The 14,200-nt window shown below is 57.8% G+C and carries 17 protein-coding genes, 2 tRNA genes and 1 pseudogene; 9 read left to right on the top strand and 11 right to left on the bottom strand.

Annotated features, from left to right (window positions below; genetic code table 11):
• The first annotated feature begins 209 nt into the window (after positions 1-209).
• Both DJFAAGMI_RS01620 and DJFAAGMI_RS01615 read left to right on the top strand, forming a co-directional pair.
• On the top strand, positions 210-2,033 hold the full coding sequence (locus DJFAAGMI_RS01620) for a DEAD/DEAH box helicase (protein WP_211455692.1): 1,824 nt from the start codon (positions 210-212) through the stop codon (positions 2,031-2,033).
• 12 nt (positions 2,034-2,045) lie between these two features.
• The gene (locus DJFAAGMI_RS01615; protein WP_249333690.1) at positions 2,046-3,983 is read left to right on the top strand and encodes a M14 family zinc carboxypeptidase; all 1,938 of its coding nucleotides are present in this window, start codon (positions 2,046-2,048) and stop codon (positions 3,981-3,983) included.
• 106 nt (positions 3,984-4,089) lie between these two features.
• Here the strand turns inward: DJFAAGMI_RS01615 and DJFAAGMI_RS01610 are convergent.
• Positions 4,090-4,166, bottom strand: a tRNA-Arg gene (locus DJFAAGMI_RS01610).
• Positions 4,167-4,435: 269 nt separating this feature from the next.
• On the opposite strand from DJFAAGMI_RS01610, the gene DJFAAGMI_RS01605 reads away from it, so the two are divergent.
• Positions 4,436-4,512: transfer RNA gene (locus DJFAAGMI_RS01605), tRNA-Pro, on the top strand.
• A 59-nt stretch (positions 4,513-4,571) separates the two neighbouring features.
• On the opposite strand, the gene arsH is transcribed toward DJFAAGMI_RS01605, so the two are convergent.
• Genes arsH through DJFAAGMI_RS01585 form a run of 4 tightly spaced genes read right to left on the bottom strand, consistent with a single transcriptional unit; the run spans position 4,572 to position 7,369 of the window.
• Positions 4,572-5,288, bottom strand: coding sequence for an arsenical resistance protein ArsH (gene arsH / locus DJFAAGMI_RS01600; protein WP_211455691.1), 717 nt, complete (start codon positions 5,286-5,288; stop codon positions 4,572-4,574).
• Positions 5,275-5,706 carry an arsenate reductase (glutaredoxin) gene (arsC, locus tag DJFAAGMI_RS01595; RefSeq protein ID WP_211455690.1) on the bottom strand — a complete coding sequence of 144 codons (432 nt, stop codon included), beginning with the start codon at positions 5,704-5,706 and terminating at the stop codon, positions 5,275-5,277. The genes arsH and arsC overlap by 14 nt, the downstream gene beginning before the upstream one ends.
• A 24-nt stretch (positions 5,707-5,730) precedes the next feature.
• On the bottom strand, positions 5,731-7,020 hold the full coding sequence (locus DJFAAGMI_RS01590; protein ID WP_211455689.1) for an arsenic transporter: 1,290 nt from the start codon (positions 7,018-7,020) through the stop codon (positions 5,731-5,733).
• A gap of 25 nt (positions 7,021-7,045) precedes the next feature.
• Entirely contained in the window at positions 7,046-7,369 is a 324-nt protein-coding gene (locus DJFAAGMI_RS01585; protein WP_211455688.1) for an ArsR/SmtB family transcription factor, read from the bottom strand.
• A gap of 257 nt (positions 7,370-7,626) precedes the next feature.
• On the opposite strand from DJFAAGMI_RS01585, the gene DJFAAGMI_RS01580 reads away from it, so the two are divergent.
• Both DJFAAGMI_RS01580 and DJFAAGMI_RS01575 read left to right on the top strand, forming a co-directional pair.
• Entirely contained in the window at positions 7,627-8,010 is a 384-nt protein-coding gene (locus DJFAAGMI_RS01580; protein ID WP_211455687.1) for a DUF1090 domain-containing protein, read from the top strand.
• A 115-nt stretch (positions 8,011-8,125) separates the two neighbouring features.
• Positions 8,126-8,380, top strand: a complete 255-nt coding sequence (locus tag DJFAAGMI_RS01575) for a hypothetical protein (protein WP_043008969.1) — start codon at positions 8,126-8,128, stop codon at positions 8,378-8,380.
• Positions 8,381-8,456: 76 nt separating this feature from the next.
• Here the strand turns inward: DJFAAGMI_RS01575 and DJFAAGMI_RS01570 are convergent, their stop codons facing one another.
• Positions 8,457-8,786 carry a hypothetical protein gene (locus DJFAAGMI_RS01570; RefSeq protein ID WP_211455686.1) on the bottom strand — a complete coding sequence of 110 codons (330 nt, stop codon included), beginning with the start codon at positions 8,784-8,786 and terminating at the stop codon, positions 8,457-8,459.
• 127 nt (positions 8,787-8,913) lie between these two features.
• Here DJFAAGMI_RS01570 and DJFAAGMI_RS01565 point away from each other — a divergent pair, with 127 nt between their 5' ends.
• Both DJFAAGMI_RS01565 and DJFAAGMI_RS01560 read left to right on the top strand, forming a co-directional pair.
• Positions 8,914-9,306 carry a hypothetical protein gene (locus DJFAAGMI_RS01565; RefSeq protein ID WP_211455685.1) on the top strand — a complete coding sequence of 131 codons (393 nt, stop codon included), beginning with the start codon at positions 8,914-8,916 and terminating at the stop codon, positions 9,304-9,306.
• A gap of 89 nt (positions 9,307-9,395) precedes the next feature.
• Positions 9,396-9,752 (top strand): Rap1a/Tai family immunity protein, encoded by a 357-nt coding sequence (locus DJFAAGMI_RS01560; RefSeq protein ID WP_211455684.1) that lies wholly within the window; start codon positions 9,396-9,398, stop codon positions 9,750-9,752.
• A gap of 377 nt (positions 9,753-10,129) precedes the next feature.
• Here the strand turns inward: DJFAAGMI_RS01560 and DJFAAGMI_RS01555 are convergent, their stop codons facing one another.
• Both DJFAAGMI_RS01555 and DJFAAGMI_RS24965 read right to left on the bottom strand, forming a co-directional pair.
• Positions 10,130-10,378 (bottom strand): hypothetical protein, encoded by a 249-nt coding sequence (locus DJFAAGMI_RS01555; protein WP_249333688.1) that lies wholly within the window; start codon positions 10,376-10,378, stop codon positions 10,130-10,132.
• Between the two features lie 123 nt (positions 10,379-10,501).
• A complete protein-coding gene (locus DJFAAGMI_RS24965; protein WP_155293605.1) occupies positions 10,502-10,666 on the bottom strand; it encodes a hypothetical protein in 165 nt (54 codons plus the stop codon).
• A 290-nt stretch (positions 10,667-10,956) separates the two neighbouring features.
• On the opposite strand from DJFAAGMI_RS24965, the gene DJFAAGMI_RS01545 reads away from it, so the two are divergent.
• A complete protein-coding gene (locus tag DJFAAGMI_RS01545) occupies positions 10,957-11,319 on the top strand; it encodes a hypothetical protein (RefSeq protein WP_230630439.1) in 363 nt (120 codons plus the stop codon).
• A gap of 3 nt (positions 11,320-11,322) precedes the next feature.
• On the opposite strand, the gene DJFAAGMI_RS01540 is transcribed toward DJFAAGMI_RS01545, so the two are convergent.
• On the bottom strand, positions 11,323-11,622 hold the full coding sequence (locus DJFAAGMI_RS01540; RefSeq protein ID WP_249333951.1) for a glutathione S-transferase N-terminal domain-containing protein: 300 nt from the start codon (positions 11,620-11,622) through the stop codon (positions 11,323-11,325).
• A gap of 14 nt (positions 11,623-11,636) precedes the next feature.
• On the opposite strand from DJFAAGMI_RS01540, the pseudogene DJFAAGMI_RS25170 reads away from it, so the two are divergent.
• Positions 11,637-11,831 (top strand): annotated as a pseudogene (locus DJFAAGMI_RS25170) (winged helix-turn-helix transcriptional regulator); the annotation flags it as partial.
• A gap of 66 nt (positions 11,832-11,897) precedes the next feature.
• Here the strand turns inward: DJFAAGMI_RS25170 and DJFAAGMI_RS01530 are convergent.
• Both DJFAAGMI_RS01530 and DJFAAGMI_RS01525 read right to left on the bottom strand, forming a co-directional pair.
• Positions 11,898-12,254 carry a GNAT family N-acetyltransferase gene (locus DJFAAGMI_RS01530; protein ID WP_211455682.1) on the bottom strand — a complete coding sequence of 119 codons (357 nt, stop codon included), beginning with the start codon at positions 12,252-12,254 and terminating at the stop codon, positions 11,898-11,900.
• 1,167 nt (positions 12,255-13,421) lie between these two features.
• Complete coding sequence (locus tag DJFAAGMI_RS01525) at positions 13,422-14,045, bottom strand: FMN-binding negative transcriptional regulator (protein ID WP_211455681.1); 624 nt, start codon at positions 14,043-14,045, stop codon at positions 13,422-13,424.
• Positions 14,046-14,200 lie beyond the last annotated feature (155 nt).

The following is a 14,200-nucleotide window of genomic DNA, read 5'->3' as shown; positions in this document are numbered from 1 at the left end:
GCAATCAAACCATGATTATCGGTGCATGCGACAATACCCCTCGCAACAGGCGTCCAGTTGCCTGCTGCAGCAGCACTTCAGCTGGGGACAAAGGAAGCGTTTCCAAGCTCCCAACACACGCAAACTTATCTGCCTACAACTGGCCAGGCACCCCACGGGTGCCATGACAGGCTGATACCCCGCGCCCAGGATTGGCGCAATTGATCACAATGACATTTGAAGAACTGAATCTGGCCCCAGCTATTCTGAAGGCCGTGCAAGAACAGGGTTATGAAAACCCGACCCCCATTCAGGCACAGGCCATCCCTCTGGTTCTCGCAGGGCACGATCTGCTGGCCGGCGCCCAGACCGGTACTGGCAAGACAGCCGCCTTCACGCTGCCCATGCTGCAGCGCCTGGCAAGCGGCACTGCGCCCAAGAACAAGTTTGGCGGCAAGGGCATTCGCACCCTGGTGCTGACCCCTACTCGCGAACTGGCAGCCCAGGTGGAAGAAAACCTGCGCGGCTATGCCAAGTATCTGGACATCACCTCGACCGTGATTTTTGGCGGCGTGGGCATGAAGCCGCAGATTGCCCGCATCGAAAAAGGTGTGGACGTTCTGGTCGCCACGCCTGGCCGTCTGCTGGACCTGGCCGGACAGGGCTTTATGGACCTGTCCACAGTCGAAATGCTGATCCTGGACGAAGCCGACCGCATGCTCGACATGGGCTTCATCCATGACGTCAAGAAGGTGCTGGCGCTGGTGCCCAAGGACAAGCAAAGCCTGCTGTTCTCGGCCACCTTCAGCGATGAAATCCGTGAGCTGGCCAACGGACTGCTGCGCAACCCCCAGTCCATCCAGGTCACGCCGCGCAACACCACCGTGCAGCGCATCAAGCAGGTGATCCACCCCGTGGGTCGCGGCAAGAAAAAGCAGGTACTGCTGCACATCATTCAGGAAAACAACTGGAGCCAGGTGCTGGTCTTCACCCGCACCAAGTTTGGCGCCAACAATGTGGCCGAGTACCTGACCAAGAACGGCGTCTCCGCCATGGCTTTGCACGGCAACAAGAGCCAAAGTGCCCGCACCCAAGCCTTGGAAGGCTTCAAAACGGGTGAGTTGCGAGCGCTTGTGGCTACAGATATTGCAGCCCGCGGCATCGACATTGACGAACTGCCCAACGTGGTCAACTACGAGATCCCCAATATCTCGGAAGACTATGTGCACCGTATCGGCCGCACAGGCCGCGCAGGCCGCGAAGGCAATGCAGTCAGCCTGGTCTGCATGGACGAAGAAGGCTTCATGATGGATATCGAGCGCTTTACCAAGCAAGAGATTCCGGTTCAGCCCATCGAAGGCTTTGGCCCTGAAGAAGGTGAAATCGCCGAGCCCATCGCCATGGGCCGCCAAACCCTGTGGGGTGGCGCAGGCAAGCCTCCCAGCCGCGATGTGATGCAGGCAGCTGCCAAGGCGGCCCGCCAGGAAATGATGGAGCGCATCCGCTCCAACAAGGCGCCCACCGGTGGCCGCGGTGGCCGTCGCCCTACTGCTGCAGATGCCCAGCAAGGCGAAGCAGAAGGTGAAGCACAGCAACGCCCCCCACGCCAGCACAAGCCCCGTAGCAACAACCGCGTCAACAACCAGCGCGGCCAGGGCCAGCAAGCGGTCGAACGCAACTCCGATCGCGGCACTGAGCGCAACAATTCCTTCGGCCCGAGCGACCGCGCTCCACGCCCCCAGAGCAACAACGATCAGCAGCGAGCTCCCAAGCGCGGCGGCGCCCGCCAGTTCGGTGATCGCGAACGCGGCAACCGCTACGACGACCAGCCCCCCCGCGCCGATGCGCACCTGGGCACGCAGCAAGGCCATGCCCGCCACAACGGCGCGCGCGGCAGCAATGCCGGTGGCCAGCCCGATCCCATGCGCACCAGCGTGGACAGCATGGCTGACCGTGGTCGTCGTGGCGGCTTTGGCGGCGGTCGCGGTGGCTTCGGTGGAGGCGGCAATCGCGGTGGAAATCGTGGAGGCTTTGGCGGCGGTTACAGCCGTTAATCCACGGCATCCATGGCTGAAGGTGTGAAATCGCCTTCAACCCACCGTCCCGAAGGGCTGCAATCTCCAATATTGCAGCCCTTCTGTTTTTTCCAGCTGCAGCATCGCTGCCCGCTGACAGCCGATCGCAAGCCAGCCGACCTAATATGGGCTCCAGATGTGCGAAGCTTGGGCTTTCGCTCTTGGCATGTTCTTTTTATCTGCGTTGAACTTATGACATTTCTAACCAAGCCTGTTTTCTCTCATGCCAAGCGCACGCAGTCCGTCTGGACTCAAAGCATGCTCAAGCTGACGACAGTGGGCTCGGCAGTGCTGTTGACGGCCTGTGCCAATGTGCAGCTGCAGCCCTGGACTGGCATGTCAGGCCCGGCACCAACGACGAACGCCCCAACGGCCAGTGCCCCTACGCCTCCCTCAACGGTCAGCCAACCGGTTCCCCCTGCGCCACCGCTCGCATCACTGCCCTATAACCCTGCCATCGAATCTCGCTTCACCGACCCCACCACTCTTTATGACACACCGGGTCTGGGCAACGGACGACAGCAGTTCAGCACACAGACAGAAATTTCTGCATGGCTGCAATCTGTGAGCAGCAAAGCTGGCAACGGCTCCCAGCTGTCCACTGTCACCATCGGCACCTCTCAACGAGGGCTGCCGATTCAAGCCCTTATTGCCACACAGGGCCAAAGCACGCAGGCAACAGCCATCAACAGCAATGGCAAACCCACTGTTCTGCTGGTCGGCGGCCAACGTGGCGACGAACCTGCCAGCACAGAAGCCTTGTTGGTCGTCACACGCGAACTAGGCCAGGGCGGCCTGCTGGCGCCATTGCTGCAACAGATCAACATCATCATCTTGCCCCGAGCCAACCCTGATGCGGCAGGCTCGGCCAGCCACGTTACAGCAGACGGCACAGACCTTGTTCACGATCATCTGCTGCTCAGCACTCCGGAAGCACAGGCCCTCGCTCGCCTGACCCGCAACTACCGCCCGGCTGCTGTGATTGACTTGCGTGAATTCGCTGCGGCAGGCACGCTGCTGCAGAAATTTCAAGCTGTGCAGCGCTACGATGTGCTGCTGCAACCCGCTGCCACGGCCAATGCACACGAGTTCGTCAACAAGGCTGCACGAGAGTGGTTCAGCCTGCCTGTACGTAACGCGCTCAAGCAGGCAGAGCTCAGCAATGAATGGTTTTTTCAGCCCAGCGCTCAGCCTGAGGACAAGTCGCTGTCCATGGCCGACTTGACTGCGGACACCCTCGCCAACACCAGCAGCCTGAAAAATTCTGTTGCCCTGCTCATCGCCAGCCGCGGCTCCGATCTGGACCGCCTGCACATTCAGCGTCGCGTGCACAGTCTGGTCACTGCGGCAACGGCTGCACTGCGTGCAACGGCCGAGAAATCGAAAAATCTGAAGCAGGTCGAGTCTTTCGTCTCCCGCGACATTTCCGCTCTCGCTTGCCGCAACACCCTGACTATCCAGGCTAGGCAAACGCCCGAGCAGCGCACCATCCACATGCTACGGGCCGACTCAGGTCAGGAAATTGAGGCTCGCGTGGACTGGAACTCGTCGTTGAGCATCAAGCCCGAACAAAGCCGTCCTCGCCCATGTGGCTACTGGCTGTCGGCTGACTCCGGGCGAGCCGTCGACCGTTTACGCCTGCAGGGAGTGCAAGTCATGCAGATTGCGGAATCTGGCCAGATGCTTGCAGAAAACTACACTCCGTCTCGCTCCGGCAGCAACACCCCCGTGCTGACGCGCGGCGCCATTGAAGCGCCTATGGGCAGCTACTACATCACTCTCAACCAGGCAAAAGCCCATTTGGCGACTGCAGCCCTGGAGCCCGACACACCCTTCAGCTATGTAAGCAAAAGCCTGATTACGGCCCCCACAGACATTGCACGTGTCGTCGCCGCACCGTCGGTCGTTTTTGAAGAAGAAATGGAATAAAAACCTAAGCCAGGCTCGCAGAGCTGTCAAAACACTCTGTGGCAAACCGCTGATACAGAAACAAAAAATCCATTCATGCAATTGCATGAATGGATTTTTGTTCATGTGGCCTGCCCGACAGGGATCGAACCTGTGACCCACAGCTTAGAAGGCTGTTGCTCTATCCAACTGAGCTACGGGCAGTTTGACTGAAACAACCCAGCAAAGCTGGGTTGTTGAAAATGGCTGTCGGGAATTGAACCCGCGTTAGTCTCTCATTCTAAGCGGCTTACAAGGCGTCGGTGCGAAATTGGTGCTATTTCTGCCGCAGCGACAGACACCATCCGACACAGCATCAGCGCAACAAGCGGCATGTGATGCAACGCAAGACACCGTCGAAAGTGCATCTTGCATCATATTGAAATAGGAATTTCGGATTTCCGAACCCAATTTAGCGCTACATTAACACCCTTCGGAGCGTAGCGCAGCCTGGTAGCGCATCTGCTTTGGGAGCAGAGGGTCGCGAGTTCGAATCCCGCCGCTCCGACCAAACGATACAAGGCCTTGGGTTGAAAAACCCAGGGCCTTTTGTCTATACGCCGGTGTCGCTCATATGCTTCGCTGGTTGACCCGTTTGGACAGCTCTTCAGCACTTTCACGGCGCTCGCTATAGCGATCCACCAGGTAGTCCGAACAGTCTCGCGTCAGCAGAGTGAACTTGACCAGTTCTTCCATCACATCCACCACTCGCTCGTAGTATGAAGAAGGCTTCATCCGACCGCCCTCATCGAACTCGGCAAATGCCTTGGCAACGGATGACTGATTGGGGATGGTGATCATGCGCATCCAGCGACCCAGCACACGCATCTGGTTGACCGCATTGAAGGACTGCGACCCACCCGAGACTTGCATCACCGCCAATGTCTTGCCTTGCGTCGGTCGCACGGCACCAGCGGACAAGGGAATCCAGTCTATCTGCGCTTTGAGGATGCTGCTCATCGCACCATGACGCTCAGGAGACGTCCAGACCATGCCCTCAGCCCATACAGCCAGCTCACGCAGTTCCTTGACCTTCGGGTGATCGTCAGGGGCTCCATCGGGTTGCGGCAGGCCACGCGGATCGAAGATCCTGATCTCTGCCCCCATCTTCCGCAGCAGGCGCGCCGCCTCTTCGGTCAACAGCCGACTATAGGAGCGATCACGAACCGAACCATACAACAGCAGAATGCGCGGCGCGTGCGTCGCACGCTGTGCAGGCAACAGGCCTTCCAGGCTAGGCTTTTCAAACACTTGTTGGTCGAGGTTCGGTAGATCAGAGCTTGCCAATTCGATTTCCTTTCAGGTCAATGACGGCCTCACCGTCTTCTTTGGAGAATGCAGCCTGTTGCGGCTTCGGCAGGATGTCCAACACAACCTCGGAGGGGCGGCACAAGCGGGTTCCCAAAGGGGTGACCACTATCGGACGATTGATCAGGATGGGGTGCTGGAGCATGAAGTCAATCAATTGCTCGTCCGTCCATTTGGGCTCGCCCAAACCAAGCTCGTCATACGGCGTACCTTTTTGGCGCAACACATCGCGCACGGGCATGCCCATGGCTTGGATCAGCCCCACCAGCGTGGCACGATCAGGTGGCGTCTTGAGGTACTCAATGACCGTGGGCTCTTCACCGCTGTTGCGGATCAGGGCCAGAGCATTGCGAGAGGTACCGCAAGCAGGGTTATGGTAGATCGTGATGTCGCTCATGGCGTAGATTTCCGTTGCAAAGACTCAGGACGCCACGCTGAGCCGCAAGGCCAGCGCTGCAAGTGTGATGAGCAGCACGGGTATGGTCAGCACCGCACCGACTTTGAGGTAGTAGCCCCAGCCGATGGTTGTGCCCTTCTTGGAGAGTACATGCAGCCAGAGGAGCGTGGCCAGGCTGCCAATCGGCGTGATCTTGGGGCCGAGATCGCAGCCAATCACATTGGCGTAGACCATGGCCTCCTTGACTGTTCCGCTGGCCGCGGATGCATCGATCGACAAGGCTCCAATCAGGACCGTGGGCATGTTGTTCATGATGGAAGACAGCACCGCAGACAGCACGCCTGTGCCCAGCGATGCGGTCCACACGCCGCCGGTTGCAAATTGATTCAGCAACACGGCGATGTAATCCGTAAGGCCCGCGTTGCGCAGCCCGTAGACCACCAGGTACATCCCCAGCGAGAACACCACGATCTGCCACGGAGCACCATGAAGCACCTTCCTGGTGCTGATGGCATGACCATGCGCAGCCACAGCCAGCAAGATCGCCGCCCCCACTGCAGCCACGGCACTGACGGGCACTCCCCGAGGCTCCAGTGCGAAGAAGCCGACCAGCAGCAAGACCAGCACTACCCAGCCAGCCTGGAAGGTGGCCAGATCTTTGATCGCAGCCGACGGGCGTTTGAGCTGGGCCACATCGTAGGTAGCAGGAATATCGCGCCGAAAAAACAGCAGCAGCACCCCGAGGCTGGCCAGGACCGAGGCGATGTTGACCGGCACCATCACCGATGCGTAGTCATTGAAGCCGATCTTGAAAAAATCGGCGGAGACGATATTCACCAGGTTGGAAACGATTAGCGGCAGGCTCGCAGTGTCGGCAATAAACCCGGCGGCCATTACGAACGCCAGCGTTGCCGCCGCAGAGAAGCCCAGCGCCAGCAGCATGGCCATTACGACGGGCGTGAGAATCAAGGCGGCTCCGTCATTGGCAAACAGGGCCGAAACGGCGGCACCCAGCAGCACGATGAAAGCAAACAGCTTGACTCCGCTGCCGCCACCCCAGCGGGCAAAGTGCAATGCAGCCCATTCGAAGAAGCCGGCCTCATCGAGCAAAAGGCTGATGATGATGACGGCAACAAAGGTCGCCGTGGCATTCCAGACGATATGCCAGACCACCGGAATATCAGCAATGTGCACAACCCCCAGCAGCAGCGCGATACCGGCTCCAATCGAGGCGCTCCAGCCAATGCCAAGGCCGCGCGGCTGCCAGATGACCAGCGTCAAGGTGAAAATGAAAATCAGAATGGCCGTCAACATTGAACTGTTCCTCGCAACAACCGCTTCAGCAATGGCATAAAGCCGCAGCGTCTGGGGTGCATGCTGCGCCCTGGCAGCAGTTCTCGGTGAGATAGGCGAGCAGGCCATTCATGACGGGGAACGCAGCGCGATAGAGCACATTGCGCCCCAGCCTCTCCTGACTAACGAGCTCAGCATGGAACAACTCCTTCAGATGAAATGACAGTGCATTGGGAGCAATGCCCAACTGCCCAGCCAATGCGCTGGGTGTCAGACCTTCTGGGCCAGCAACTACCAACGCACGAAAGACGCGCAAACGTGCTTCATGGGCCAGTGCGGAGAGGGAACGAATTACTTGATCTTCTTGCATAGATCAATAATTCAATAACTGTTGAATTATTGACTTATTCCCATGCACGATTGGGGTTGACATCGGGCTACGGGACGACCGCTTTACGTATGCGCGTCAAGTGGCTGCTTGGGGCCGTCAGGTGACCGTATCAGCTCGACCCGGGGCTGCCTTTCTCAATCTCCAAAGGGCCGAGCAGGAGCTGTTATATGCATGCTCGTATGAATCTGTATGCCTTGAGGCATCATGGGCAGCCCAACTTATCGAAATGAAGTCCTATGCGCACTTCTGTCACTTTGATCGCAATCGCTGTTTCCGCCTTGACCGCCCAAGCTGCACTGGCGCAATCCGTGCAAGCCACTTGCGAAAGCAAACGGGCGGAAATCTCACGCGACATCGAATATGCCAAAGCCAAGGGCCAGGTGAGCCGTGTGCGTGGCCTGGAGAAGGCGCTGCGCGAAAACCAGACTCATTGCAGCGACGCCAAACTCGAGCAAGAGCATGCTGCACGAATTGCCGAGCAAGAGAGAAAGGTGGAGAAGCGGCAACGTGATCTCGACGATGCACGAGAAGCAGGTAAAGCTGACAAGATCGCAGATCGTGAAGCCAAGCTAGCCAAGGAAAGAGCTGAGCTGGAAAAACTGCGTAGAGGAAAGCTCTGAGTCTGAGACAAGCCGTCTGCATCAGGCCGCACTTAAGTGCAGCCGTGGATGACGATTATTGGCCAGCTCCAGCTAGACGCCATGACGCAGCCGCCTCCTCTGAGACAATCGTGCCATGACCGATGAATCACCGATCCACACCGTCCACAAGCGCGTTTGCCAGTCCTTCCTGAGACACTGGAAGGCCCATAACAATGCCTATCCCAAGCTCATCAAAATGCCGCCGGAAGAGTTGCGGCAGTTCAACATCGTCAACTCCTTTGGCAAGCCCAATGAGCTGTGGGGCGTTCCGATTGAAATCGATGCCAACACCACGGGTGTGATGATTGCGGTCGATGGGACGGAAATGCCTCTGGTCGAAGGCTATTGAGAGTGCGCCTCCACCACAGATGAGAGCATGCAAAAAGCCCGCCGAGGCGGGCCTGGTTACAGGGTGTCAGGGCGCGCTAGCGCTTCATCTGGTCACAGGTGCTTTTCTGTTTTGCCGCAGTCAAGGTGCCCCACTTCTTCTTGAAGTCGGATGCGTAACCGACATACATCTTGTCGTAGCCGGTGGGAGTCACGCCGAGATCCTTGATCGCCGCGTCGCGCTGCTTGATACGGCCAGCCTCCACATCCCGGGCGCTCATGTGCCCACAAGCCAGAGCAAGCTCATTCATGCTCGCGGCCATGTTGATCGTTCCTGAAGCTACGGCTGCTTTCGCATCATCCGCATGTGCAGAAAAAAACATGCCTGCCGACATCGATGCGGCCAAAACCATCAGTGCTGCTTTCATGAGCATTCATCTCCTCAAGTGTGAGCAGGCATCGTACTGACTTCATCGCGCGCAGCTACCCCTCTCCGGAGGGGGTTCGCGTTAGAGTCGCTCTGCTACATTCCTTCGCAGAGGAGGACTGGGACAGATGAGCGCTTTTCAGTTTGCGGTGGCAGGCCTGGCCGCTGCAGTTCTCGCCGGCTGCGCGATCGAGCCCGTGGTTCGACAAGCCGATCTCGATAGCTGGCAAGGGATGCCGGTACAAGCGCTCGACACCCATCCGGCCTTCTCCTCCATGCCCATGACCACACGCACCTCAGCACCTGACATTGAAGTGCGCGACTACGTCAACACCCAACGGGGCGCGTACTGCAGCGGCACGACCTTCTTTGGTGGCTGCGTCGATAACGACAAGCTTGTCTGCCACAACCTCTTCTCCATCAAAGACGGCCGAGTCGTCGAGTACACGCTATCAGGCCAATGCACCACCAATGACTCTGTCAGACCAGAGCAGCGCTACCTCAGTCTGACAAGCCAGTAGCGGCTATTTCTTCGCCGCCTCGGCAACAGGGGATCACATCAGCTACCGGCCCCTTTGCAACATTCCTTCGCATCGGAGAAATAAAAGAGATGACAGCTTTTCAAGGAACCGCCGCTCTACTAGTCGCATTACTCTGTGGCCCACATTTGCATGCACAGCAGATCACAGGGGATGAACTGCATCAATGGCTCTCTGAAGCAAAACAATCTCAAGCGGGTATCGCGCCGGGCAGCCAACAAGCCAATATTGCTCGCGGGTATGTTTTAGGAGTTGCCGAGACACTGGTGTCGTCCAAAATCATCTGCATACCAGATGACGTCACACGCGACCAAATCTTGGACATCATTCCTATGGTGCTTTACGCTCAGCCGCAGCTTAGGCACAAGCATGCCAACCGGCTGGTCGCGGTGGCATTGCAGGATGTCTTCCCCTGCAAGCCAAAGTAGGTGGTAAATGCTCTGCTACGTTCCTTCACATAGGAGGGACGAGAGATAGCTTTTCAGATCGCTGCCATTCCCGGCGCGTGCATCGTTCTTGCAGGGTGCGGCAGCACGGTTCGCTCACAGGTGTCCGCGTTTCATGAGCGCGATGCGGTCAAAGGCTCAACCTTCGCCATGGTTCCCTGCCCGGAACAGAAAGCTGATCTGGAATACAGGACTTATGCAAAGGCCCCGGCTTCTGGATTGACCAAAGCTGGGCTGCCTGAGACAAACCTGTCGAATGCCAAATACGCGGTACTGATGAACTACAGCATCGACAAAGGCAAATCCGAAATCTCGTCTATCCCCATCATTGGCCAAACTGGCGCCGCCTCATCAAACACCTACGGGCAAGTGAATCGCTCCGGCAGCTTCTCAGCAACTACATACAACACACTCACCTTGTTCTGCAGGTTCTGGGCTTCCAGTTGCGAACGGGATACCTGGTCGGCAACCGCCGTGGCCGTTGCGCGTTCATCGGCCATCTCGCCGTAAATCTGCTTCGCCCATTCCAATTGTTCCTTGGACTGCCGCGCTTGCATCAGCGCGGCTGCATTTTGCCCACTGGGGTCGACCTTGGCACTCTTTCCCATTGCTCAGCCCTTCCCCGTGCACTGCGCCCGCTCCTGGCTGCAGCCAATCCGCTTCGAGAAACCTGTGTGGGTGATCCGTCCGCCCACGAACCACGCCAGGCGGCCGGCATTGTTGGCCTTGCGCTAATGACAGCTCATCTGCACGCGCCCCAGCTGCGCCAGTACCCGCTCGGCATAGCTCCACAGGTGCACCACCATTCCGCAGCGCGCGCCCTGCTCCATAAACAGCATGTCGTCACAGGCCACCGGCTCGCCCATATTCAGGTCCTGATACAGGCTCAGCCACACACGTTGCGGCGCACGGTCAGAATCAGCAACTGTCCGGAGTGCTCGATCTGGCGCAGCTCATCCCACCGTACGTGGGCCGGCACGCCAGGCGGCAAGGTTGCCCGTCAACTCCGCGATCTCGCAGCTGATCGGGGGTGTGATGATGACGACTCCCTCCGCGCATCTGCCGGCGCGCCCGCCGCATTCCGATGGACACCGAGGGCGGTGGTGATAGCGGCCCCCGACGCAGCCCCCAGTGACTAAAGTCAAGTGGAAAGCAGCATCTGACATGCTGACAGGATCGGGCAAAGATGGCCACCCTGCACCAGTCTACGATGGCTGCTCCCACACAACCATCACCAGACAAGGCTGCCATGCCACACCAGATCCAGAAGCTAGAACAATTGCGCGAATTCACGCTGGGCATGCAGGCCGCGTTCTTTACAGTCATGGGGGCCCTCATCAGCACACACCCCGATCCCAAAACGCTGCGCGCTGTTCTGGAGCTATATCGGCAACGCGAACTTGCCTATATCAAAGACAAGGAACTATCGAAACCCGTGCTGGACGCGTTCCTTCAGATGTGGACCCGGGTCGACGCAGAAAGCCAGCACTCCTTGAAAATGCGTCAGCAGCAACATCGCGCTCGGAGTCGAGGCACGCATCAACCTTGACCCTCATTGCGCGATGAAGCAGTAGGCGTGCAACATGCGTATGAATCCCTTGTGGATTTCAGAAGTAAAAAAATTGAGCCATTCTTGACGCCAATAGTGCTCCATGAACCCATATGCCGGAGCTAGCTTCAAGTGGGGGCTGAGTTCTGCAAGGTACTGCAGTATGACCGGGCCTTCACGCAGCAAGCTGCCATCTTTAAGTTCCAGAAATGGCGCATAACCCAAAGGATTGAGGTCCAGGAAGCTGCGCCCATCCTCGGTCACATGCGTTTTGTAGTCCACCTCGATGGGTGTGAAGTCCAGCTCCAGTTCGTGCCTTGGACCTGCGCGCTCTCGAAGAGTCAGGCCTGGTCAAAAGAACGGTGTGGCCCAGTGCTCCCGTTCAGGTCGATTACGAGCTGACGCTCGATGGCTAGCGCTTGAAACCCGTAGTCACCGTAAAGAAAGAGTTTGGGATGTGGCTGAAACAAAAAGCTAGCACTTCCCGGCAGGCCGCAAATGGGGCCTCTTGAGTCTGAAGTCTCAAGCTCTGCAGCGATTCTGGCCGCAAGCCCCCCCCTGCTCCGAACCTCCAGCAGTTATGCGCGCCGCTTTTTCAGCCGTATATCGCCGCTCCCAATATCGACTTCATCGCCCCATCCGAGGTAACGATAGAGACGCGCAGCCCGGCTTTCTTTGGCCGTCTCAAGCCAGGCTGATGCATGTTGCTGAAATATGGCTTGCTCACAAGCATGGGTGAGAGCCGTTCCGATTCCGCATCCTTCATGCTCGGGCAGTACAAATAGCGCAAACAGGCACGCGCTGTCCAAGTCCACCATGGCGAAGCCGACGACCTCATCATTGACAGCGGCAACCCAAGAACAAGGAGCACCAAGAACTGCCTGCGAAATGGAGTCTGGCGTGACACCGATGGCAGACAGTTCCTCTGCGATCATGGTGTTCTCCCCGACAGCGGCTCTGACTCTGAACATAGCATCCACATCGGAGACGGACGCAGGTCTAATTTGAGGAGTAGGAGCCTTGCTTTTCATCGCCAAATTCTAGGCGTCCCAAGCCTGTGACCATGTAATGAGCAACCGCATCTGCGCAGCAGAAAGCGACACAAGGACTACAACTGAGTCAGTTCAATCGAATCCGTGAATCTCAGAGCCTCATCAAGCAAGCTTTGCAGCGCCACCGCCGCTACGGTGCGATCCACCAAGTGATCAATGAAATAGAATCCGTCCGGATCTACAGCGAAGCCGTACGCGTCGCACATCAACTCTCTATTTACTGCGTTTGGCAGCTTTCGTAGCAAGGCTGCGGGGTCGTAGCTGCTTGGCACAGAAAATTTGATCTTGTACTCTAGTCCCATGTCTCTCGGTCTGGCTTTAGGGTAGTCGAGCTTATCTCACGGCCAAACACGATAAGCAGCCGCCTATGGAGGTACGCTGCAGCTGCTCCGGTCAGCCATAAACTATCTGTAAGTTTCAGCCCCGCATCTAGCGGGCTTTTTTACGCCCACCAGTCGTCTCGGATTTCATTGATCACCCAGGCCGCCAGTACGGCCAGGATCCACAGACCAACCATCTGCATCATGAGGGTAGACATCGCCGCTCTCCTTGAAGCGCGTGATGCCTCAATAGTGCGCCGCTCCCGCCCGGGGTTCAAGTGCCAACAGCTCGGCCAGTGCGGGCTTTTGCAGCACGCCACTCTTCAGGCTAGTAAAAATAGTTCGTTAGCTCGTTTTTCTTGACAACATAAGACTCGCATTTCCATACCTCATCCATCGCGGAAAACCGCTCTGATGAGTGCCAGGAGATCGGGCCTGCACCCCGGCTCATGCCGCGGCACGGCTGGGTAAACACAGGCACCGCAGGTGGTAGCGGATACAAAAGATCGTCGTTTGCTCAAGTCAGTTCTGCTTTGCCCCCGGATAAGACCGGCAACAGAAACCTCGAAGGCAACGCGAAATCCATCCGCTGGGTTCCAAACGGCGGCGAGACATTCCGGGAGGCCAAGAGCAACAACGCCCACCGAGCAATCGGCGCCTGTTCCTGAGCGACATCAGGGGCGCTGACCAGAGCGTCTTGGATCAGAGCTCTGCGGTTTGTCTGAACTCGCTAGGGTTTGATCAGCAGGGACAAGGCGAACGCTCCAGGCCCGGGGTCCTGGGCCAGATGCTGAACCAGACTCTCCCGATCTGCGGCCGTGCGCTGCTGGGACAAGAATCGCTTGCCACGCAGGTTTTCTATATCCACCTCGAAACCGATGAGACGCGCCGCCACAGACTCCAAGAACTCAGGATCAGCTTGAGTGGGTGACCATGGCTCTTTTCGCGACGCCTCTTGGGAATGGGTTAAGGCATTCAGGTGCTCACGCATCCACACAGCATCATCGACAAATCGGATGTGGCCTTGTGCTTGAACCGCCACGTAGTTCCAGCTTGGGGCATTTCGTCCGCTTCGCTGCCCGTTGATGTACCACTTGGGCGAGATATAGGCATTCGGGCTCTGGAAGATGGCGGTCACTGTCCTGATGCTGGGGCCCTTTAAAAACAAGTGATGACTGCGGCTCACATGCCCTGCGAGCCGTCCGAACAAACTCCCCTTAACCCACAGCAGCGGCAGCAGATTGATTTCCACTTCGCCGGCACCTTCCGCAATCACTGTTGCGAGCGGGTAGTCATGCATGACCTGCTGCAACTCGCTGACCTCAGCAATGGAAAAAAGCGGCTGTATGTACATACGGAGTGGCTTTCATGAAGTGCAGCCACAAGTGTCGAGCAATGACGGGCATCCAAAGGTCACCTCTGTGCCAGCCTGAGCTGGCGGCCGCTGTTCAAACCAGAGCCTTGCTCGCAGCAGCTTCCGCTTGAAATAAACAGCTTATCAAGAGATGT

It is taken from the genome of Comamonas brasiliensis (genome assembly GCF_018292285.1).
Taxonomy (GTDB): Bacteria; Pseudomonadota; Gammaproteobacteria; order Burkholderiales; family Burkholderiaceae_C; genus Comamonas; species Comamonas brasiliensis.
This window is presented reverse-complemented; position numbering and strand designations above follow the sequence as displayed.

Coding starts and splice junctions, on each gene's coding strand:
- DJFAAGMI_RS01545 (WP_230630439.1), top strand. CDS start 10,957: ATGGCCACCCTGCACCAGTCTACGATGGCTGCTCCCACACAACCATCA.
- DJFAAGMI_RS01585 (WP_211455688.1), bottom strand. CDS start 7,369: ATGCAAGAAGATCAAGTAATTCGTTCCCTCTCCGCACTGGCCCATGAA.
- DJFAAGMI_RS01615 (WP_249333690.1), top strand. CDS start 2,046: ATGGCTGAAGGTGTGAAATCGCCTTCAACCCACCGTCCCGAAGGGCTG.
- DJFAAGMI_RS01530 (WP_211455682.1), bottom strand. CDS start 12,254: ATGATCGCAGAGGAACTGTCTGCCATCGGTGTCACGCCAGACTCCATT.
- DJFAAGMI_RS01525 (WP_211455681.1), bottom strand. CDS start 14,045: ATGTACATACAGCCGCTTTTTTCCATTGCTGAGGTCAGCGAGTTGCAG.
- DJFAAGMI_RS01620 (WP_211455692.1), top strand. CDS start 210: ATGACATTTGAAGAACTGAATCTGGCCCCAGCTATTCTGAAGGCCGTG.
- DJFAAGMI_RS01590 (WP_211455689.1), bottom strand. CDS start 7,020: ATGTTGACGGCCATTCTGATTTTCATTTTCACCTTGACGCTGGTCATC.
- DJFAAGMI_RS01580 (WP_211455687.1), top strand. CDS start 7,627: ATGCGCACTTCTGTCACTTTGATCGCAATCGCTGTTTCCGCCTTGACC.
- DJFAAGMI_RS01570 (WP_211455686.1), bottom strand. CDS start 8,786: ATGAAAGCAGCACTGATGGTTTTGGCCGCATCGATGTCGGCAGGCATG.
- DJFAAGMI_RS01575 (WP_043008969.1), top strand. CDS start 8,126: ATGACCGATGAATCACCGATCCACACCGTCCACAAGCGCGTTTGCCAG.
- DJFAAGMI_RS01565 (WP_211455685.1), top strand. CDS start 8,914: ATGAGCGCTTTTCAGTTTGCGGTGGCAGGCCTGGCCGCTGCAGTTCTC.
- arsC (WP_211455690.1), bottom strand. CDS start 5,706: ATGAGCGACATCACGATCTACCATAACCCTGCTTGCGGTACCTCTCGC.
- DJFAAGMI_RS01560 (WP_211455684.1), top strand. CDS start 9,396: ATGACAGCTTTTCAAGGAACCGCCGCTCTACTAGTCGCATTACTCTGT.
- DJFAAGMI_RS01555 (WP_249333688.1), bottom strand. CDS start 10,378: ATGGGAAAGAGTGCCAAGGTCGACCCCAGTGGGCAAAATGCAGCCGCG.